Raw genomic sequence first — 19,886 nt, 5'->3', positions numbered from 1 at the left:
GCAGCAACCCGGCGACCTACACCGGAGTGCTCGACCCGATCCGCAAGGGGTTCGCGAACGCCAACGGCGTGAAGCCGGCGCTGTACAGCGCCAACTCCGAGGGTGCCTGCCCCAACTGCAACGGCGCCGGCGTCATCTACACCGACCTCGCGATGATGGCCGGCGTCGCCTCCACCTGCGAGGAGTGCGAGGGGAAGCGGTTCCAGGCCTCGGTGCTGGAGTACAAGCTGGGTGGCCGCGACATCAGCGAGGTGCTCGCGATGCCGGTGACCGAGGCGGAGGAGTTCTTCGGCGCCGGCGAGGCGCACCTCCCGGCCGCGCACACCATCCTGGGCCGGCTCGCCGACGTCGGACTCGGCTACCTCAGCCTCGGCCAGCCGCTGACCACGCTGTCCGGCGGCGAGCGGCAGCGGCTCAAGCTGGCCACCAACATGGGCGGCAAGGGCAGCGTCTACGTCCTCGACGAGCCGACCACGGGCCTGCACCTCGCCGACGTCGAGCAGTTGCTGGGCCTGCTGGACCGGCTCGTCGACGCCGGCAAGTCGGTCATCGTCATCGAGCACCACCAGGCGGTCATGGCCCACGCGGACTGGATCATCGACCTCGGCCCCGGCGCCGGCCACGACGGCGGCCGCGTCGTCTTCGAGGGCACGCCGGCCGACCTCGTCGCCAACCGCGCCACCCTGACCGGCGAGCACCTCGCGGACTACATCGGCGCCTGACCGCAGCTCACCACTGTTGACCTCGATGAAGACCACACCGACGAGCAGGCCGCCCCGCGCCTCGTTCTCCACGCGGACAACCCTTCGCCAACGGCCACCTCCCCGGTCACGGAGGTCGCGCGGAGGTGAGCAGGCACGTGGGTTCGGTCACTCAGGAAGTGGTCAGCGCCGTTGCCCAGTCGGTGAGGCGTTGTTCGAGGCGTGCGGTGTCCGCGGGGGCGACCGTCAGCCACTCGGTCCGGTCGCGGTCGGTCTCGCCGAAGACGAGGTAGCGGCCGGCTTCGGTGTCGAACCAGTTCAGGACGGGTGTGCGGGTGCGGCGGCCGAGGCGGTCCACGCTGTTGGCGGCGAGCTGGCCACCGCCGTGGCGGCCGGACTCGACGAGCGTGACCACCGCGCGCAGGTCCCGGCCGGTGACGCCGCCGCCGTTCAGGGTGCGTTCGAGGCCGGCGTAACCGCTCTTCGCGTACGCGTCGATGGCCGTGTCGAAGACGGCCTTCGGCAGCCGCGCGACGCCGCCCGGGCCCGGCTTCTCGTCCGGTACCAACGCGACGACCGCCGGTACCAGCCGCGCGTCCCGCACGGCCGCCACACGCACCTCGGCGTCGTTCTGCGCGGCGAGTACGCCCTGCCGGCCGTCGCTCGCGGCCAGGACCTTCAGGTGTTCGTTGACGGACAGCTGGCCGTCGACGCTGAACGTGTGCCTGCCGAGCACCGCCAGCCGCTCCTCCAACGCGGGCACCACCTCGGCGCCGTCGTGGAGTCCTTTGTGCCGCAGCGACTGCCGGACCTGGTCCCGCAGTGCCGCGCGCTCGGCCATGGTGTGTCCGAACGACGGCACGTCGAGCGGGTACGGGCGCTCGGTGAAGCCGAGGTGCTCCCAGAGGAGGTCGAACTCCTGGTGGGACAGTGACGTGCTCACGCCTGTGTTCGACTCCGCTCAGCGCAGGTGCGCGTCGAACCAGTTGAGCACGCGCTGCCAGGCCTCCATGCCGGTGTCCGGGTAGATGTCGAACCGGTGGTCAGCGGCCGGGTAGAGCACGATGTCGTTGGCCGTCTCGGAGCGCCTGGCCGCCTCGCGGAGGAGGGCCACCTCGTCGGCCACCTTGTCGCCGAACAGGCCCAGCCACGGGCAACGCAGCTCGGAGGCCACGTCGACCAGCGCCGGCAGCCCCGGCGACGCCGGTTGCAGGATGCCGCCGCCAGCCACGGAAACAGCGGCACCGATGCTGCGGCTCGCGGCCACCACCAGCGAGACCGCCCCACCCAGCTCGAAGCCGACGACGCCGATCCGGTCGGCCTCGATCCCGTGTTGGGCGAGCCAGCCGAACGCGATGTCGGTGTGCGCGAGCACGGAGTCGCCGGACAGCGTGCTGGCGCGGTCCCGTGCCGTGTCGGCGTCGGTCTCGGTGGAGTCCCCGTCGTAGATGTGCGGCGCGACGGTCAGCCAACCCTCGTCCGCCAGACCCGAGACCAGCGCCCGCATGCTCTGGGTGATGCCGCGTTCCTCGTGCAGGACCACGACGCCGCCCCGGACGACACCGTGCGGTTGGGCGTAGGTCATGCGGAGCGCACGACCATCGGCCAGCTGGACAGGCTCGGTACGCGTGGCTGCTGACATCTACCTACCCAACCACGTGGAGGTGAACGCGAGTCAACGAATCCCAACCAATCGGAGTAATCACGTGACAATGAGTTGCACAATGGCGACCGATCCAACGACCACAATGGTCGCTCGCAGCCACGATGGACGTAGTCGTCGCCCGATCCGTGCCCCGACGAGGCCACCGAGGATGGACCCGCCGGCCAGGAGGCCGACCACCAGCCAGTCCACGTCCGCGACGAACACGAAGACCACACCGGACACGAGGTTCGCGGTCGCCACGAAGACGTTCTTGATGCCGTTGACGCGCTGCAGGGTCTCGTCCATGAGGATCCCCATGAGCGCGACGAGGATCACACCCTGCGCGGCACCGAAGTACCCGCCGTAGACCGCGGTCGCGAACACGCCCAGCAGCAGGGGGATGCCGCCGTGCGGGTGGCGGTCCGGGCTCCGTTTCGCCAGCCAGCGCTGGACGAACGGTTGCAGCAGCACCAGCACGAGCGCGAGGACGATGAGGACCGGCACGACGGACTCGAACGCGTCCGGCGGGAGCACGAGCAGCAGCAGGGCGCCGGCGACCGCCCCGACCACCGTGACGGCGCCGAACCTGACCAGGCGCCGGCCCTGCCCCGTGAGCTCGCGGCGGTAGCCGATGGCCCCGGTGACCGACCCGGGCACGAGCCCGAGGCTGTTTGAAACGTTCGCAACGACCGGCGGGTAGCCGAGACCGAGCAGCACCGGGAACGTGATGAGCGTCCCCGACCCGACAACGGTGTTGATGCCGCCCGCGAGGAACCCCGCGGCCACGACGATCGCGATCTCGGGCCCGGTCACCGCGGAGCGAACACGCAGAACTCGTTGCCCTCGGGGTCAGCGAGGATGTCCCACCCGATCTCGTCGTCCTTCCGGCGCACGAGGGTCGCGCCCAGCCCCAGCAGTTCCTCGGTGTCCCCGTCGACGTCGAAGTGCACGCGGTTCTTGACGGCCTTCTTCTCGGCCACGGGGTTGACCCAGATCAGCGGCCCACGCCCGGCGGGATCGACGAGCGGCACGGGCCACTCGGCCGGCCGAACCGACCCGTCCCGCGGCGGTTCGTGGACGTCCTTGCGGACGTAGCCCATGGCCACGCACCACCAGTCGGCTAGTGCCTGGTGGTCGTTCGCGTCGAGGCAGAGGTCTTTGAACCGTGCTGGCATGTTCGAATCGTCGCACGCGAGCGCGGTCCACACGTTACGGCGAGCGTCACACCACCTTGGCGAGCCAGACCCATCCCCCGTCCGCACCGACCTGCCGATACCCGGCCCGACCGAACAGCGCGAGGGAGGCACCGTTGTCACGGTGGACACACGCGCGGAAACCGGCCGAACCGATGGCACGCTCGGCCGCGAGGAGGATCGGCACGGCGAGCTTGCGCCCCCGCGCCTGGGGAGCGACCGTGATGCTGACCTCCCACTGTGGACCATCCCGATCGAACCGGACGGTACCGACGGGTTCGCGACCGCGGTAGGCGATCAGGAGGCGACGGTCGGGATCGTCGAGGACACGGGCAAGCCAGGCCTCGTGCTCGGCCGGGGTGACGGGATCGGTGGAGCGGGACCGGGCGCGGGTCTCGAGATCGTTGCGCCACTCAAGCAGAAGCGCGGCGTCGCTCCCGTTCGCGGACCGCACGACGACGGAATTGTCGGTGTACTCGGGTAGCGTTGAAACCGGGGGATCCCCGGGGGGACGAGAGTCCCTTTCGCTCGGGCTTGAGCCGATCGGGGCTGTGGACAGCTGGGCGCGCGGGCCGGGATTGTCGGTGGCCGTCGGTAGTGTGGAAACCGGGGGGCCCCCGGACGCATGAGAGTCCCTTTCGCTCGAGTCTGGCCCGACAGGGGCTACGGGCGACCGGTCACTCGGTCCAGGATCGTCGGCATCCGACCGCGGTGTTGAAACCCGCGGATCCCCCACACCAGACTCACTTCCGCCCCGGATCGACCCGACCGGGGCTACAGGCAACTGGTCACGCCGGCCAGGGGCATCGGCGCTCAACCGCGATGGTGAACCTGGCGGATCCTCCGCCACACCAGAGTCCTTTCCACTCGGGTCTGGCCGGATCGAGTCTGGGGATAACCGAGCGTGCGGGCCGGAATCGTCAGTACCCGCCGGTAGCGCGGCAACCGGAGGGCCTTCGGGCGCATGAGAGTCCCTCTCGCTCGAGTCTGGCCCGACACGGGCAACGGGCAACCGGCCACGCGGTCCAGGATGGTCGGCATCCGACGGCGATGTTGAAAGCGGGGGATCCTCCCCCGCACCAGACTCACTTCCGCGCCGAATTGAATCGACACGGGCTACAGGCAGTTGGTCACGCCGCCCAGGATCGTCGGCGGCCGACCGCGATGGTGAACCCGGCGGATCCTCCGCCACACCAGAGTCCCTCTCACTCGGGTCTGGCCCGATCGGGGCTGTGGACAGCTGGGTGTGTGGGCCGGGATTGTCGGTGGCCGTCGGTAGTGTGGAAACCGGGGGGCCCCCGGGCGCGCCAGTGGGACTTTCGTCCAGGTAGGCCTGGATTGTGTTCAGGATTCTGTCCGCGCCCTTGCCGTCCACTGTTGTCGTTGCCTTGGTTGCCAGGGCTTTTCTCTGTTCGGGGTTGAGCAGTAGGGCGCGCAGTGTCTCGAGGTGTTCGCGGGGGTCGGTGCCCAGACCTGCTGCCAGGCCCTGGGTCACTGCTGCCTCGTAGCCGGCCAGTTGGTTGTCCGCGATGCGCACCAGTGCCGTGGGGACGCCGATGCAGCACAGTTCCAGCAGCGTCACGCCCGCCGCGCTCACCACCAGGTCCGCGCCTGCCAGCAGTGTCGGTAGCGACGGGGTGGGTGGGATCACGTCGACGCCCGGGACCGGGGTCGCCGAGATCGCTGTCACTGTCGCTGGGGTGTTCGTCGCGCGCAAGGCTTCCACCGCGGCCGCTACCGCTGACGGGGCCGCGCCGCCGCCCATCACCACCACGACTCGTGGGGGTGTCGCGCCGGCGGCGCGTGTTGCTCGTGCCGCGCGGATCTCCGCGCGTAGGGGGGCGTACTTCGGGCCGCGCAACACCGTGGGGGTGCCGTCGTCCGGGCGGTCCGATATGGACAGGTTCGGGTCCACCACGACGTCAGCTCTCCGCCGGCCGAACGGACCGTCCTCGATGGACACCAGCAGTGAACCCGTCGACACCTCGGTCAGTCCGTAGTGGTCGATCAGCAGGACGTCCGCCGGCTCGATCGCGGGTTGTACCGGGAGATCGCCTATCAGCCACTGGCCGGCGGTGAAACTGCCGCACAGTGCGACGTCCCAGCCTCGGGCGCGTGCCGCTGTGGCGATCGCCACGCAGCGGGACAGGTGGCCCACCCCTGTTTCGGGGGCCGCGTCGGCGCGCAGCAGCAGGGACGTCATGCGGGCTTCTGGGCCACTTCCGCGTTCAGGGCCGCCACGTGCGGGTTGGACCGCAGGAACGCGACCACGTCCTCCCAGCGCGGCACCTCCTCGCCCAGGGCCGCGACTACCGCGTCCAGTACGGCGGCGTCCTCGCGAGTGTCCAGCGTGACGCGGAGGTCCGAGTTGTCCACAGCCGACAATACGCCCGCGCACCGGTACACGCTCGGTTGTGGGTAGATGTTCGACGTCACGTGTTCGCGGTGTGAGCCTGTCGGCACTCGGTCCTGCTCCTCCAGGACGGGAACCCGCACCAGCTCGGTGTCGAAGCCGCGTGGGTAGCGGCGCACGAGGATGTTCGACGCGTAGTCGACCGTCGGGTCGGCGAGCCACATGCCCACGACCTGCGCGATGAGCGCCGGATCGTGCAGTGGGCAGTCGGCTGTGAGGCGGACCACGGCGTCGCACGGGTGCTCGTGTGCGGCGAGCAGGTAGCGGGCGAGCACGTCGTCGAGGGGGCCGCGTACCACCTCGGCGCCGCAGCGGGCCGCCTCCTCGGCGACCGGGTCGTCGTCGGGGGCATCGGACGTCGCCAGGATCACGGAGTCCACGTTGTGGGTGCGGGCCGCGGCACGGATCACCCAGCTCAGCACGGTTTTCCCACCCAGCGGCCGCAGCACCTTGCCGGGTAGGCGGGTGGAGGACATCCGCGCCTGGATGACCGCGTTGACTCGCACGGGTGTCATGATGGCGCACTGGCAACCCACGCCTATCGCGGAGGTAACACAATGGCGCTGCTCGAAGGGGCCAGCATCCTGCTCACCGGCGGGACGGGGTCCTTCGGAAAGGCGTTCATCGCCTATGCGCTGGAGCACCTGAACCCGCGCAGGCTGGTGGTCCTCTCCCGGGACGAACTGAAGCAGTACGAGGCCCGCCAGCAGTTCGGCGACGACCCGCGGCTGCGCTGGTTCATCGGCGACGTACGGGACCGGCGCCGGCTGGAGCGCGCGATGCACGACATCGACTACGTGGTGCACGCCGCGGCGCTCAAGCAGGTCGACACCGCCGAGTACAACCCGTTCGAGTTCGTCCAGACGAACGTGACCGGCTCACAGAACGTGATCGAGGCGGCCATCGACTGCGGCGTCAAGAAGGTCGTGGCCCTGTCCACGGACAAGGCGTCGAGCCCGATCAACCTCTACGGCGCCACGAAGCTGTGCGCGGACCGCCTGTTCATCTCCGGCAACCACTACGCCGCCGGTCACGTCACCCGGTTCTCCGTGGTGCGCTACGGCAACGTGATGGGCTCGCGCGGCAGCGTCATCCCGTTCTTCCGCTCGCTGGCCGAGCGCGGCGAGGCACTGCCGATCACCGACCTCCGGATGACCCGCTTCTGGATCACGCTCCCGCAGGCCGTCGAGTTCGTGGTCAACTCGTTCGACCAGATGCACGGCGGCGAGCTGTACGTGCCGCGGATCCCCAGCATGCGGATCGTCGACCTGGCCAGGGTGATCGCGCCGAACAGCCAGATGAAGGAGGTCGGCGTCCGGCCCGGCGAGAAGCTCCACGAGGAGATGATCGCGCCGGACGACTCCCGCCGGACCCTGCTCCTGGACGACCGCTACGTCGTGATGCCGCACATCGCCGGGTGGGGCTACGAGCCGCCGGCCGGCGGCAAGCCGGTGCCGGAGGGCTTCGCCTATCGCTCGGACACCAACGACCTCTGGCTGTCCGACGACGACCTGCGGACGCTGGTGGCGCAGTATGGGTGAGGTTCGGGAGCGGAGGGACGAAGCGGCTCAGGCAACACTGCCCTACGGACGCCAGTCGGTGACCGAGGCCGACATCGAGGCCGTCGCGAACGTCCTGCGCGGCGACTGGCTCACCACCGGACCGGCCGTGCGCCAGTTCGAAGAGGACCTGTGCACGCTGACGGGCGGCGCGGCGACCGTAGCCGTGACGTCCGGCACCGCCGCCCTGCACGTCGCCTACGCGGCGACGGGCATCGGCAAGGGTGACGAGGTCGTGTGCGCCCCGATGACGTTCGTGGCGACCGCCGCGACCGCCGCCCTGCAGGGCGCCACGGTGGTCTTCGCGGACGTGTCCCCGGAGACCGGCAACCTGCTGCCCGAGGCCGCGGCCGCCGCGCTGACGAAGCGCACCCGCGTCGTGTCCGCGGTGGACTACGCCGGCCACCCGGCCCCACACGACGAGCTGGCGAAGGTCGCGCACGACGCCGGCGCCCTGCTGCTCGAGGACGCGGCTCACTCCATCGGCGGCTCCTGGCAGGGCCGGCCCGTGGGCTCGTTGGCGGACATCACGACATTCTCCTTCTTCCCGACGAAGAACCTGACTACTGCGGAGGGCGGCGCGGTCGCGTCGCACAACCCGGACCTGGCACGGCGGGCGGCGCGGTTCCGCAACCACGGCCTGGTGCGTGACCCGTCCCGGCAACGGCACCCCGACGAGGGCGGCTGGCACCAGGAGGTCCACGAGTTCGGCCTGAACTACCGGCTGCCGGACGTGCTGTGCGCCCTGGGCTCCAGCCAGCTGCGGCGGCTGGACCGGTTCAAGGCGCGCCGCGCCGAGATCCACGCCAGGTACACCGCCGGACTGTGCGACCTGGACGGGGTGCGCACACCCGTGACACTGCCGGGCGCCGACCCGATGTGGCACCTGTACCCGCTGCGGGTGCTGGACGGGCGCAGGCGGGCACTGTACGAGCACCTCCGCGCCAACGGCATCGGCGTGCAGGTGAACTACATCCCGGTGTACTGGCACCCGGTGTTCGAGGACCTCGGCTACCAGCGTGGCATGTGCCCGAACGCGGAACAGTTCTATGCCGAAGAGCTGTCGCTACCCCTTTTCCCGGACCTGTCCGACGAGGACGTGGACCGTGTGGTCGATCTCGTGCGCGAGTTCTTCTGAGCGGCGCGAACACCGGTGCTGGTGGACCTTTCGCCCTGGGGCTCGCCACCACTCGGTGAGCGCCTGGGCGGTGGCCACCGCAACGAGGTCCGCCGAGCCGGCGACGACTGGGTGGTCCGCCGCTCCCGCCGCTCGGCGGCGTCCCTGGAGTGGGAGCTGGACCTCCTGGACCACCTCCCCCGCCACGGCTTCACCGTCCCGGGCGTGGTCAGGACGCGGGACGGCCGCCGCCACGCCGACGGCGTGGTGGTGCAGCACTGGCTACCCGGCCGCGAGCCGACCGACGAGGACTGGCCGCTGGTGGCGGACGAGCTACGCCGCCTCCACACGCTGATGACCGACTGGCCACCGCGACCCGACCTCCCCGGCACCCGCGACCTCCTGACCCTCGATCAGGGCGGTGACGTGGACCTGACGAGGATGCCGCCGAAAGCCGTGGCCACCTGTCGGCAGGCGTGGCAGGCCCTGACCGGCCCGACGACCGTGATCCACGGCGACCCGTGCGCGGCGAACATCCGCCTCCAGGGCGGCCGAGTGGGCTTCCTGGACTGGGACGAGGCGCGCGTGGACCACCCGTGGCTGGACCTGGCCGACATACCCGGCCTGGCGGTGCCGGCGGAAGCCGAGGCGGCGGTCAACGCGTGGGAGGCGGCGAATGCGTGGTTCATGGAGCCAACATATGGCCGCGGCCGCCTGGCTCGCGTGCCTGTGGATGAAATTGTGGATAACTGACCCTGCTGTGGACAACTTGTGTGTTGCCAAGCGTTTGCGTGTCACACCCCTGTGGACAACTCAGATGAGATCCCAGCTCAACGGCGTGCCTTTGGCGGCCGCGACGCGGAACCGCCGCCCCAGGACGGTGGACAGGTCGGCGGGCGGCAACCCACCGGACGGCCGGATCGACCGCACGTTCGACGCGGTGACCTCGTCCCCCTCCTCGACGTCGGCCACGACGTAGAGCGAGCGCCGCAGCCGCAGCACCTCCCGCTCGCTGTCCTTGGGCCCGATGCGCGGCGCGCCGAGGGCCTGCCAGGCCCGCTCGGTCTCGGTGACCAGCGCCGTCAGCTCGGCGGGCTCCAGGGAGAAGTCGCTGTCCACTCCCCCGTCCGCGCGGTCGAGCGTGACGTGCTTCTCGATGGCGCAGGCCCCCAGCGCGACGGCGGCGACCGGCACGCCAATGCCCATCGTGTGGTCGGAGAGCCCGGGGACGACGTCGAAGGCGTCGGCGATGAGCGGGATGCCCCGCAGGTTGCTGTCCGCCGGCGAGGCCGGGTAGGAGGCGGTGCACCCGAGGACGATGAGCTGGTCGTTCCCGGCCGCCCGTGCCGTGGCGACTGCGGCGTGGATCTCGGCGACGTTGGCCATGCCGGTGGAGATGACCAGCGGCTTCCCGGTCCGCGCGCACAACTCGATCAACGGCAGGTCGACGATCTCCGCGGAGGCGATCTTGTAGGCCGGCGAGTCCAGGCTCTCGAGCAGGTCGATGGCGGTGGCGTCGAACGGGCTGGAGAAGACGGTCAGCCCCTGCGCGGCGGCCCGCTCGAAGATCGGGGCGTGCCACTCCCAGGGCGTGTGGGCCTTCTCGTAGAGGGAGTAGAGGTTCTCCCCGCCCCAGAGCGAGTGGTCGGACGAGATCCGGAAGGCGGGCGCGTCGACGTCGATGGTGATCGTGTCCGCGCGGTAGGTCTGCAGCTTGAGCGCCTGGGCCCCGGACGCGGCGACGGCGTCGACGATGGCGAGGGCCCGGTCCAGCGACCCGTTGTGGTTGCCGGACATCTCGGCGATGACGAAGGGCCGGTGCTCAGGACCAACCGTGTGCTTGCCGATACGGACTTCGCGCATGCCGGCAAACGTACCCGGTCGAGGCCGACCCGAAAAATCTTCGACCTGACTGGTAAGGCCACCTATCAGATCCGCCGCGAGGCGGTCAGGAGGCCCGCCAGGACGTCTCCCCGTACCCGTCGGCGAGCAGGTCGCCGAAGATCAGCATGCACGCGAGGCACCGTTCGCCCTCGTCCGTGCACTCGATCTTGGAGTTGGGGACGCAGTGCTCACACAACGCCTCCCCGAAGTCACGTATCGCCTCCTCGTTGCCGAAGGCGTGCACCCGGTTGTCGTAAGCGGACCGCCACCACTGCACTTCAACCATGTCCCGGACCCCAATCGCGCCTGTATACACAACTCAGGGTCCCCGAATGGAGTAACAAGAAACAGAGTTGATCCACCCACTACACAACTCAACATTTGCCACTTGAACGTTAAACTGTGAATACTGGCAACGGAAGGTGATACTCCGCCCCTAACGGCTACTCAGCGCGATCTTCCAGCTTCCGGAGCCGGTCCTCGTACTGCGCGACGGCCGTCAGGCGCACACGCACCTGCGCGTGCTCGCGCCGGATCTCGTCGATGAGCGACCGCGACTCCTCGATCTGGGGCTGGTCGCCGGCCGGCACCGCGCTGATCTTCTCCCGCAGCGACTCCAGCTGGGACTCCTGCGCGGCGACCTGCGGGATGATCCGCTCCAGCTCGTTGGCCGTCCACCGCTGCAGCCGCTCCAGCTCGTCGAACCGGCGGGTGAGGTCGTCGAGGCGGCCGCGGAGGTCGCCGACGGACGCGTGGTGCTCGTCCGCGAGGCGGTCGATCTTGTCGTAGTAGTGCTTCAGCTGGTCGAGCGGGACCCGCTCGTTGATCCGGTAGTCGATCAGGCGCTTGACGCGGTCGGACACGATCTGGCGCGCGCCCCACAGGTTGCGGATGTTGCTCAATGTCATTCCCTCAGCGAAGCAGCCTGGTCCGGCCGGTCTTGGTCCACGAGTCGAGCAGCCGCCCCTCGGCGGCGATCTGGTGCTCCGGGCCGACGATGCAGGAGTCGCCGGCGGCATGCATCCAGGACGTCTGGTCCGGGTTGTCGATGAACGAGTACCCGGTGAGCAGCAGCTCCGCCTCCGGGTAGCTGGTCCGCGCGATCCACGCGGCCATCGTGCCGGTGGTCGCCCACGTGCCCTCCTGGCGCGTCGGCAGCCCGAGCGCGTCCGACAGCGGCAGCGTGACCTCCGCGTTGTTGACCGGCACCAGACCGAGGTCCGCCGGCCACCAACCGGGCAGATTGTCCGGTTCCCAGTGCAGGCGACCGGGCTCGACCATCAGGTACAGGCGTCTCCGGTAGTTCTCGAAGACGTATCTCGTCGCACGCAGCGCGCGGTTGAACACCACGACGTGACAGCGCGTGCCGACCGTGGGCGGTGCGCCGGGCTCGTCGGTGACGAAGCCGTTGACCCGGAAGACCAGGTCACAGGCGTCGACGGCCTTGGCGCGCTCCTCGTTCGGCGCCATGGGCATGTTGCCGACGACGGCGACGGTTCTGGGCTCCGGGTGTTCGGCGTAGACGTCAATGAGAGAGCGCATGACGCTGTGCGCAGGGACGACGTCGACCATGAGCGGAGAAGTTACCAGGCCGACACACTGAAACGAACATCCAGTTCGGAACGTAACGGTTCGACCTTCCGCGATGTAACGGACCGCACGAACAGCATCCCCTGCGGCACCGGCTGTGGCCGCCGGTACGCTCGTCAGCCGTGTCAGTAACGAGCACTGCCGAGCAGGAGAAGGCACCTCCCCCAACCCGTTCCAGCCGTAGCTGGTCGCGTGCTTGGGAGGACATCGTCGAGGGCGCCAAGCAGCGGGAACTGTGGGGACACCTGGGCTGGCAGGACATCAAACAGCGCTACCGCAGATCGGTCATCGGGCCACTGTGGATCACGCTGTCGATGGCGATCACCGCCATCGGTCTCGGCCTGCTCTACTCACAGTTGTTCACCGCGAACATCCCGACGTTCCTGCCGTACGTCACGGTCGGGTTCATCGTCTGGAACTTCATGCTCGGCTGCCTCATCGAGGGCACGGACACGTTCATCGGCAACGAGGGCCTGATCAAGCACCTGCCGGCGCCGCTGACCGTCTACGCACTGCGCACCGTGTGGCGGCTCACGCTGATGCTGGCGCACAACCTGCTGGTCTACGTGGTCATCGTCGCCATCTTCTGGGGTGACCTGACCACGTCCGGCTACGTGATCTCGCCCGGCGGCGACCCACAGCCGGGCATCAGCTGGGCCATCCTGCTCGCGATCCCCGCGTTCGTGCTGCTGGCGCTCAACGGCGCCTGGGTGGCGATCCTCTTCGGCATCATCTCCACGCGGTACCGGGACATCCCGCCGGTCATCACGAGCGTGGTGAACCTGCTGTTCTTCATGACGCCGATCGTGTGGACCACCGACATCCTGACCAACCGGATCCCCGGCGGCAGTGGCAACTGGAAGATCCTCATCGCCGAGCTGAACCCGCTGTACCACTTCGTCCAGATCATGCGTGCGCCGCTGATCGGCAACGCACAGAGCTGGCACCACTGGGCGGTCGTCGGCGGGTTTACCGTTGTGGGGTGGGCGCTGGCCTTCTTGGCCATGCGCAACTACCGTGCCCGAGTTTCCTACTGGGTCTGAGTGAGGCGATAGAACGACATGGTCAGCATCGACGTCTGGAACGCCTCCGTCGACTTCCCGATCTTCGACGCGAAGTCCCGTTCCCTGAAGAAGCTCGTACTGGGCAAGGTCGGCGGCAAGATCGGCACCGATCAGAAGGTGCCGATCATCGAGGGCCTGCGCGACATCACGCTGTCGCTGAAGGAAGGCGACCGGGTCGGCCTGGTCGGCCACAACGGCGCCGGCAAGTCCACACTGCTGCGCCTGCTCGCCGGCATCTACGAGCCGACCCGGGGGTCGGCCAGGACCATCGGCAAGGTCGCGCCCGTGTTCGACCTCGGCGTCGGCATGGACCCGGAGATCTCCGGCCTGGAGAACATCATCATCCGCGGCCTGTTCCTCGGGATGAGCCGCAAGGAGATGGACCAGCGGGTCGACGACATCGCCGAGTTCACCGAGCTGGGCGACTACCTGCAGATGCCGCTGCGGACGTACTCCACCGGCATGCGGGTCCGCCTGGCGCTGGGCGTGGTCACTTCGATCGACCCGGAGATCCTGCTGCTGGACGAGGGCATCGGCGCGGTCGACGCGGCGTTCCTCGCGAAGGCGCGGACCCGGCTCGTGGATCTCGTGAAGCGCTCCGGCATGTTGGTGTTCGCCTCGCACCAGGACGACCTATTGTTCGAGCTGTGCAACACGGCCATCTGGATGGACGAGGGGCACATGAAGATGCACGGCTCGTTGCGCGAGGTCATCACCAAGTACAAGGGTAAGGACCCCTTCGCGAGCATGGACGCGGAAACACTGGCGCGTCTGGGCAACGAGCCGGCACTGACGACAAACGGCGGCGAGGTCTGATGAAGATCGATGGGCAGTTGCCGTCGAACGCGGTGGTCGCCGTGGTGGTCACGCGCCACCGCAGGGAGCTGCTCGCCGACTCGCTGAAGATGATCGGCGCCCAGACCAGGCCGCCGGACCACCTCGTCGTGGTCGACAACGGCCCGGACGAGCCCGTCGCGGACATCGTCGAGAGCTGCCCGGTGCCGTCCACGTACCTGGCCTCGCACCGCAACCTCGGCGGGGCGGGCGGTTTCGCGCTCGGCATGCTGCACGCGCTGGCGATGGGTGCCGAGTGGGTGTGGCTCGCCGACGACGACGGCCGCCCGGCGGACGAGAACGTGCTGGAGGTCCTGCTCGGCGAGGCGGAGTCGCGCAAGCTGGCCGCGGTGTCGCCGGTGGTGTCGAACATCGAGACGCCGACGAAGCTCGCGTTCCCGCTGCGCCGCGGCCTGACGTGGAAGCGCAGCGCGGCCGAGCTGGGCGTGGACTTCCTGCCGGGCATCGCGTCGCTGTTCAACGGCGCCCTGTTCCGCGCGGCCACGCTGGACGTCGTCGGCGTGCCGGACTACCGCCTGTTCTTCCGCGGCGACGAGGTGGAGATCCACCGGCGGCTCGTGCGGTCCGGGCTGCCGTTCGGCACCTCGCTGCGGGCGGCGTACCTGCACCCGGACGGCTCGGACGAGTTCAAGCCGATGCTGGGTGGGCGGTTCCACGCGCAGGACCCGGAGAACGAGGTGAAGCGGTACTACACGTACAGCAACCGCGGGTACCTGCTGTCGCAGCCGGGACTGCGCAGGATCGGCATGCTGGAGCTGATCCGGTTCGGCCTGTACTTCATCGGCACCAAGCGGGACCCGAAGGCGTTCCTGCAGTGGCTCAAGCTGGTGCGGCAGGGCCGGCGGGAGAAGTTCTTCCGCTTCTAGCTGATCCGCTGCCGGCGAACCCGCGTTGCTCGCGGCACGGGCCGGTGGTGGTGTTGGGGCATGGCTGATTTCAAACACGCACTGGTTCTGCACCTGACCGGCAGTGGGGAGTCGGTGGTGTTCGCGCTGTCCGACGAGGACGCGCGCGAGCTGGCGCCGAAGCTGCCGGAGCTGCTGTCGGCGGCAAGGGTCGACAGCGTGCGCCTGGCGGACGGGTCCAGCGTCGCGGTGAACTTCGCCCACGTGGTGACCGCGCACCTCGACGAGCTGCCGCCCAACGCGCGGGTGTACGGCGTCGAACCGAGGAGACACGGCTTCGCGAGCTCGTAGGGGTCCCTACGATCTTGCGCATGGCACTGCTCCACCGCACCACGCTGCGTCCCACGAAGCTCGAGCTCCTGTCGGTCTGGCTGCCCACTCGCCACTGGTTCCAGGGGGAGGGTGACGTCGAGCGGGTCGCGGGGTTCCGCTTCGACGACCCCGCAGGCGAGGTGGGCGTGGAGACGATGCTGGTCCGGTCCGGTGACGGACCGGTCCACCAGGTCCCGCTGACCTACCGCGCCGCGCCCCTGACCGGTGGCGAGGACTTCCTCGTCGGCATCGCCGAACACGGCGTGCTCGGCAGGCGCTGGCTGTACGACGCGTGCGGCGACCCGGTTTACGCCACGGCGCTGACCCGCGCGATCCTCGCCGACGGCGGCCAGTCCGAGGAGTACTTCGAGGAGGACGGCCGGCGCGAGGTCCGTGCGCCCAGTATGACCGTCACGGGCAGCGGGGGTGGCGAAGTCCCGACCGCGACGGCGGTCCGGCAGGTCACCGACGGCGACCCCACCCGCATCGTGACGGACACTGTCGAGCTGACCGTCCTGCGGCGCCTCGGTGGGACGGAGTCGAGCCTGCCGAGCCTGACCGGCATCTGGAACGGCCGCACCGAACTGCTGGCGCACGTCGGAATCTCTGACTAAGGTCAGAGAATGGACGCCGTCGCCGAGGTCCGGCAGTTCACCCGGCTGGTCACGCAGCGCGTGGGGGCGCTCCACGACCACTACCTGGCGCGCGACCGCCCGCTGGGTGAGGCGCGGTTGCTGTGGGAGATCGACGACGGCGCGGACGTCCGCGAGCTGCGTGCCCGGCTCGACCTGGACTCGGGCTACACCAGCCGGTTGCTGCGGTCGCTGGAGTCGGCCGGCCTGGTGACCGTCGAGTCGAGCGCCGCGGACCGGCGGGTGCGGATCGCCCGCCTCACCTCGGCAGGACGCGCGGAACGGGCGGTCCTCGACGAGCGGGCCGACGCACTCGCCGACTCCCTCCTGGCCCCGCTGAACGACACGCAGCGGACCCGGCTCGTGGCGGCCATGCGCCAGGTCGGCCGCCTCCTCACGGCCGGCCTCGTCACGGTCGCGCCGGTCGACCCCGACCACCCGCACGCCCGCCACTGCCTGGCCGCCTACTTCGCCGAGATCGACGAGCGCTTCGAGACCGGCTTCGACGTCGCGAAAGGCATCTCCGCGGAAGGCGACGAGCTGCGCCTACCGGCCGGGCTGCTGCTGGTCGCGACGCTGCACGGCGAGCCGGTCGGCTGCGGCGCGCTCAGGTTCGCCGGCGACCACGCGTACCTCAAGCGCATGTGGGTGGACGGCACGCACCGCGGCATCGGCATCGGCCGCCGGCTGCTCGCCGAGCTGGAACAGCGGGCCGGCGCCCAGGGCGCGACCACGACCCGGCTGGAGACCAACAGGGCGCTCGCGGAGGCCATCGGCATGTACCGGGCGGCCGGCTACCGCGAGGTCGAGCCCTTCAACGACGAGTACTACGCCCACCACTGGTTCGAGAAGCGCCTATGACCACTCGACCGGCAGCCGGTGCACGCCGTAGATCGCCATGTCGGTGCGCAGCGGCACCTCTTCCGGCGGCACGGCGAGCCTGAGCGTGGGGAACCGCCGCAGCAGCGCCGGGTACGCCACCCGCATCTCGATGCGGGCGAGCTGCTGGCCGAGGCACTGGTGCACGCCGTGCCCGAACGCGAGGTGGCCGTGTGCGTCGGCGGCCAGGTCCAGCTCGTTCCCGCTGGTGAACCGCGCCTTGTCGCGGTTGGCGGTCGGCAGGTAGACCCCGACCGAGTCGCCGGCGCGGATCAGCGCGCCGCCGAGCTCGACGTCCTCGACGGCCGTGCGGGTGGTGCCGAACTGGAGCACCGTGAGGTAGCGCAGCAGCTCCTCGACGGCGTTCGCCACGTCGACCCGCCCGTCGCGCAGGGCCTCGGCCTGGTCCGGGTCCAGCAGCAGGGCGAACATGCCGAGTCCGAGCATGTTCGCGGTGGTCTCGTGCCCGGCGATCAGCAGCAGGAGGGCGACGCCGACCAGCTCGTCGCTGCTCAGCTCACCGCCGGCGATCAGGCCGCCGATCAGGTCCTCGCCGGGTTCGGCACGCTTGCGTTCGACGAGGTCGAGGAGGTAGCTCTGCAGCGACTTGACGGCGGCGGTCGCCGCCTCCTGGGTGGCTTCGAGGCTGAGCAGGGTGTGGCTGTCGCGCTGGAAGCGTTCCCGGTCGGCGTAGGGCACGCCGAGCAGCTCGCAGATCACCAGCGACGGGATGGGTAGCGCGTACGCCCGCACGAGGTCGAGCGGCGGTCCCGCCTGCGCCATCGCGTCGAGGTGTTCGGCCACGATCTGCTCGATGCGTGGTTCGAGCGCCTTCATCCGCCGGACGGTGAACTGGCCGGTGAGCAGCTTGCGCAGGCGCGTGTGGTCGGGCGGGTCCATGCCGATGAAGAAGCCGGCCGGGGTGCGGCCGGCCGCCCGGAACGCCTCCGGGCTCGGGCGGCGGATCAGTTGCCGGCGCCGAGCCATGGCGCTGCTGAAGCGCAGGTCGGCGAGCACGGCACGGGCCAGTTCGTAGTTGGTGACGAGCCAGCCTTCATGTCCGTCGGCGAACGTGATCCGGCGAATCGGCGACGGGTCGTCGAGCAGCTCGCGGGGTGGGTCGAACGGGTTGGTGCGCGAGGTGGGCAGGGTGTCAGCCATAAAACTGACAGTAGACCTGCAAATGCAGGTTGCCTAGCGGGACTTGAAGACGACCGTCCGCAGCATCACGAAGTTGATGACCGTCGCGACGCCCTGCGCGAGCACCCACGCCACCGCGATCGGCAGCCCGAAGTGCAGCATCAGGGCGTTGGTACCCACGTTGACGAAGAACGTCACCGAGTAGAGCAGCACGAAACCACCCAGCTGCCCGGCACCGCCGGCGGCGTTGAACGTGAAGCGCCGGTTGAGGAAGTACGCGGTCGTCGTGCCCGCGACGAAGCTGATCGCCTTGGCCAGGTGCACCCACAGCCCGAGCGCGAGCAGCCCCTGGTACACGCCGAAGTCCACCAGCGCGCAGAAACCGCCGATGAGCACGAACCGAGCGAGTTGCCCGACCAGCCCGGCCTTGGCGTCCACCGCAGTCACGGAGCCAGTGTAGGAGCCCGCGACGCCCCGGATACCCTCGGTGCGGTGAAGCCAGCGAAGCTCACCGGTTGGGGAAGGACCGCGCCCACGTCGGCGCGGGTGCTCCACACCGCGGACGTCCACGAGATCGCCGAGGCCGTGCGGACCGCGGGCCCCCGTGGCGTCATCGCCCGCGGGTTGGGCCGCAGCTACGGCGACCCGGCGCAGAACGCGGGCGGCCTGGTCATCGACATGACCGCGCTGAACCGCGTCCACGCCGTCGACGCCGAGGCCGCCACGGTGGACGTCGACGCCGGCGTCTCGCTCGACACGCTCATGCGGGTGCTCCTGCCGTTCGGTCTCTGGCTGCCCGTCCTGCCCGGCACGCGCCAGGTCACGGTCGGCGGCGCCATCGGCAGCGACATCCACGGCAAGGCCCACCACGTCGAGGGCAGCTTCGGCAACCACGTCCGCGCCCTCGACCTGCTCACCGCCGACGGGACCATCACCACGCTGACCCCGGACGGGCCGGACGCCGAGCTGTTCTGGGCCACGGTCGGCGGCATGGGGCTCACCGGCATCGTGCTGCGCGCGACCCTCGGGTTGAACCACGTCGAGACCGCGTACTTCCTGGTCGACACCGAGCAGATCGACAACCTGGACGACCTCATGGCCCGCCAGAGCGTCGACGACGAGAAGTACGTCGAGTCCGTGTCCTGGTTCGACGCCGTGACCGCCGGCCCGCACCTGGGCCGCGGCATCCTCACCCGCGCCAACCACGCCCGTGTCGACGACCTGCCGGCCAAGCGGCGCGCGAACCCGCTCAAGTTCGACGCGCCCCAGCTGCTGACCGTCCCGGACGTCTTCCCGCCGAAGATGCTGAACAGGTTCACCGGCCGGATCTTCAGCGAGCTGTGGTACCGCAAGTCGCCGACCAGGATGGGCGCGGTGCAGAACATCACGCAGTTCCTGCACCCGCTGGACATGTTCGGCGAGTGGAACCGCGGGTACGGCCCGTACGGGTTCCTGCAGTACCAGTTCGTCGTGCCGTTCGGGGCCGAGGACGTCATCCGCCACACCGTCCACCGGGCCGTCGAGACCGGGCAGGTCAGCGCGCTGAACGTGCTGAAGCGCTTCGGTCCGGGCAACCGGGCGCCGCTGTCGTTCCCGATGCCGGGGTGGACGCTGTGCCTCGACTTCCCCGTCGGCAGGGGCGTGCACGAGCTGTGCGAGGAGCTGGACGAGGTCGTCCTCGCGGCCGGTGGCCGGCACTACCTGGCCAAGGAGTCCCGCGCGACGCCCGCGGTGATCGAGCGCGGCTACCCGCGGCTCGACGAGTGGCGCAAGGTCCGCGCATCCGTTGATCCCCAGGGCGTTTTCGCCTCGGACATGTCGAGAAGGTTGTCGCTGTGATTGACGCTGTTGGTAACCCCCAGTCGCTGCTGCTCCTCGGCGGCACCTCGGAGATCGGGCTGGCGATCGCCCTGAAGTACGCGCGGCGCCGGCCGCTGCGGGTGGTCCTCGCGGCCCGGCCCTCCCCCCGCCTGGACAAGGCGGTCGAGCGGCTCCGG

The 19,886-nt window shown here is 69.7% G+C and carries 23 protein-coding genes and 1 pseudogene; 12 read left to right on the top strand and 12 right to left on the bottom strand.

Translation table 11 applies throughout. The annotated features are described in order from the left end of the window. A partial coding sequence (locus tag ACJ73U_RS39365) for an ATP-binding cassette domain-containing protein (protein WP_407782874.1) occupies positions 1-722 on the top strand: 722 nt, incomplete at its 5' end. Positions 723-873: 151 nt separating this feature from the next. On the opposite strand, the gene ACJ73U_RS39360 is transcribed toward ACJ73U_RS39365, so the two are convergent. The 6 genes from ACJ73U_RS39360 to ACJ73U_RS39335 form a co-directional block, all read right to left on the bottom strand. After that, positions 874-1,644 (bottom strand): ESX secretion-associated protein EspG, encoded by a 771-nt coding sequence (locus ACJ73U_RS39360; protein ID WP_407782873.1) that lies wholly within the window; start codon positions 1,642-1,644, stop codon positions 874-876. Positions 1,645-1,662: 18 nt separating this feature from the next. Next, positions 1,663-2,343: a dienelactone hydrolase family protein gene (locus tag ACJ73U_RS39355; protein WP_407782872.1), complete on the bottom strand. Its 681-nt coding sequence runs from the start codon at positions 2,341-2,343 to the stop codon at positions 1,663-1,665. 60 nt (positions 2,344-2,403) lie between these two features. Then, a complete protein-coding gene (locus ACJ73U_RS39350; RefSeq protein WP_407782871.1) occupies positions 2,404-3,159 on the bottom strand; it encodes a sulfite exporter TauE/SafE family protein in 756 nt (251 codons plus the stop codon). Continuing rightward, entirely contained in the window at positions 3,156-3,521 is a 366-nt protein-coding gene (locus ACJ73U_RS39345) for a VOC family protein (protein ID WP_407782870.1), read from the bottom strand. Before ACJ73U_RS39345 ends, ACJ73U_RS39350 begins: the two co-directional genes overlap by 4 nt. 46 nt (positions 3,522-3,567) lie before the next feature. Next, positions 3,568-3,993, bottom strand: a complete 426-nt coding sequence (locus ACJ73U_RS39340; protein ID WP_407782869.1) for an N-acetyltransferase family protein — start codon at positions 3,991-3,993, stop codon at positions 3,568-3,570. Between the two features lie 1,745 nt (positions 3,994-5,738). After that, entirely contained in the window at positions 5,739-6,458 is a 720-nt protein-coding gene (locus tag ACJ73U_RS39335; protein ID WP_407782868.1) for a cytidylyltransferase domain-containing protein, read from the bottom strand. Between the two features lie 51 nt (positions 6,459-6,509). On the opposite strand from ACJ73U_RS39335, the gene pseB reads away from it, so the two are divergent. From pseB to ACJ73U_RS39320, 3 genes are read left to right on the top strand one after another with little or no spacing between them, the layout of a single operon-like run. Then, a complete protein-coding gene (gene pseB, locus ACJ73U_RS39330; RefSeq protein ID WP_407782867.1) occupies positions 6,510-7,493 on the top strand; it encodes a UDP-N-acetylglucosamine 4,6-dehydratase (inverting) in 984 nt (327 codons plus the stop codon). Beyond that, positions 7,486-8,649 carry a DegT/DnrJ/EryC1/StrS family aminotransferase gene (locus tag ACJ73U_RS39325; protein ID WP_407782866.1) on the top strand — a complete coding sequence of 388 codons (1,164 nt, stop codon included), beginning with the start codon at positions 7,486-7,488 and terminating at the stop codon, positions 8,647-8,649. The genes pseB and ACJ73U_RS39325 overlap by 8 nt, the downstream gene beginning before the upstream one ends. Positions 8,650-8,670: 21 nt before the next feature. Continuing rightward, positions 8,671-9,381 carry a phosphotransferase enzyme family protein gene (locus ACJ73U_RS39320; RefSeq protein WP_407782865.1) on the top strand — a complete coding sequence of 237 codons (711 nt, stop codon included), beginning with the start codon at positions 8,671-8,673 and terminating at the stop codon, positions 9,379-9,381. A 60-nt stretch (positions 9,382-9,441) separates the two neighbouring features. Here the strand turns inward: ACJ73U_RS39320 and pseI are convergent, their stop codons facing one another. The 4 genes from pseI to ACJ73U_RS39300 form a co-directional block, all read right to left on the bottom strand. Continuing rightward, positions 9,442-10,491, bottom strand: a complete 1,050-nt coding sequence (pseI, locus tag ACJ73U_RS39315; RefSeq protein WP_407782864.1) for a pseudaminic acid synthase — start codon at positions 10,489-10,491, stop codon at positions 9,442-9,444. A gap of 85 nt (positions 10,492-10,576) precedes the next feature. After that, positions 10,577-10,798, bottom strand: coding sequence for a hypothetical protein (locus ACJ73U_RS39310; RefSeq protein ID WP_407782863.1), 222 nt, complete (start codon positions 10,796-10,798; stop codon positions 10,577-10,579). A 157-nt stretch (positions 10,799-10,955) separates the two neighbouring features. Further along, complete coding sequence (locus tag ACJ73U_RS39305) at positions 10,956-11,420, bottom strand: hypothetical protein (protein ID WP_407782862.1); 465 nt, start codon at positions 11,418-11,420, stop codon at positions 10,956-10,958. 4 nt (positions 11,421-11,424) lie between these two features. Beyond that, positions 11,425-12,054, bottom strand: coding sequence for a hypothetical protein (locus ACJ73U_RS39300; protein WP_407782861.1), 630 nt, complete (start codon positions 12,052-12,054; stop codon positions 11,425-11,427). A gap of 170 nt (positions 12,055-12,224) precedes the next feature. Here ACJ73U_RS39300 and ACJ73U_RS39295 point away from each other — a divergent pair, with 170 nt between their 5' ends. From ACJ73U_RS39295 to ACJ73U_RS39270, 6 genes are read left to right on the top strand one after another with little or no spacing between them, the layout of a single operon-like run. Beyond that, entirely contained in the window at positions 12,225-13,145 is a 921-nt protein-coding gene (locus tag ACJ73U_RS39295; protein WP_407782860.1) for an ABC transporter permease, read from the top strand. Between the two features lie 18 nt (positions 13,146-13,163). Beyond that, the gene (locus tag ACJ73U_RS39290; RefSeq protein WP_407782859.1) at positions 13,164-13,982 is read left to right on the top strand and encodes an ABC transporter ATP-binding protein; all 819 of its coding nucleotides are present in this window, start codon (positions 13,164-13,166) and stop codon (positions 13,980-13,982) included. Next, positions 13,982-14,887 (top strand): glycosyltransferase, encoded by a 906-nt coding sequence (locus ACJ73U_RS39285; RefSeq protein ID WP_407782858.1) that lies wholly within the window; start codon positions 13,982-13,984, stop codon positions 14,885-14,887. The genes ACJ73U_RS39290 and ACJ73U_RS39285 overlap by 1 nt, the downstream gene beginning before the upstream one ends. A 60-nt stretch (positions 14,888-14,947) precedes the next feature. Next, complete coding sequence (locus ACJ73U_RS39280) at positions 14,948-15,217, top strand: hypothetical protein (RefSeq protein ID WP_407782857.1); 270 nt, start codon at positions 14,948-14,950, stop codon at positions 15,215-15,217. Positions 15,218-15,237: 20 nt separating this feature from the next. After that, the gene (locus ACJ73U_RS39275) at positions 15,238-15,852 is read left to right on the top strand and encodes a CG0192-related protein (protein WP_407782856.1); all 615 of its coding nucleotides are present in this window, start codon (positions 15,238-15,240) and stop codon (positions 15,850-15,852) included. A gap of 9 nt (positions 15,853-15,861) precedes the next feature. Then, entirely contained in the window at positions 15,862-16,731 is an 870-nt protein-coding gene (locus ACJ73U_RS39270; protein ID WP_407782855.1) for a GNAT family N-acetyltransferase, read from the top strand. On the opposite strand, the gene ACJ73U_RS39265 is transcribed toward ACJ73U_RS39270, so the two are convergent. Together ACJ73U_RS39265 and ACJ73U_RS39260 are read right to left on the bottom strand one after the other, a co-directional pair. After that, positions 16,726-17,910, bottom strand: coding sequence for a cytochrome P450 (locus ACJ73U_RS39265; protein ID WP_407782854.1), 1,185 nt, complete (start codon positions 17,908-17,910; stop codon positions 16,726-16,728). The two genes, ACJ73U_RS39270 and ACJ73U_RS39265, sit on opposite strands and share 6 nt — an antisense overlap. 33 nt (positions 17,911-17,943) lie before the next feature. Continuing rightward, positions 17,944-18,336 carry a GtrA family protein gene (locus ACJ73U_RS39260; RefSeq protein WP_407782853.1) on the bottom strand — a complete coding sequence of 131 codons (393 nt, stop codon included), beginning with the start codon at positions 18,334-18,336 and terminating at the stop codon, positions 17,944-17,946. 45 nt (positions 18,337-18,381) lie between these two features. Here ACJ73U_RS39260 and ACJ73U_RS39255 point away from each other — a divergent pair, with 45 nt between their 5' ends. Together ACJ73U_RS39255 and ACJ73U_RS39250 are read left to right on the top strand one after the other, a co-directional pair. Beyond that, positions 18,382-19,728, top strand: coding sequence for an FAD-binding protein (locus ACJ73U_RS39255; RefSeq protein ID WP_407782852.1), 1,347 nt, complete (start codon positions 18,382-18,384; stop codon positions 19,726-19,728). Next, positions 19,725-19,886 (top strand): annotated as a pseudogene (locus ACJ73U_RS39250) (decaprenylphospho-beta-D-erythro-pentofuranosid-2-ulose 2-reductase); the annotation flags it as partial. The gene ACJ73U_RS39255 and the pseudogene ACJ73U_RS39250, both read left to right, overlap by 4 nt.

It is taken from the genome of Actinophytocola sp. (genome assembly GCF_045807065.1).
Taxonomy (GTDB): domain Bacteria; phylum Actinomycetota; class Actinomycetes; order Mycobacteriales; family Pseudonocardiaceae; genus Actinophytocola.
The sequence above is the reverse complement of the archived record's forward strand: the minus strand, read 5'-3'. Positions and strand labels throughout refer to the sequence as shown.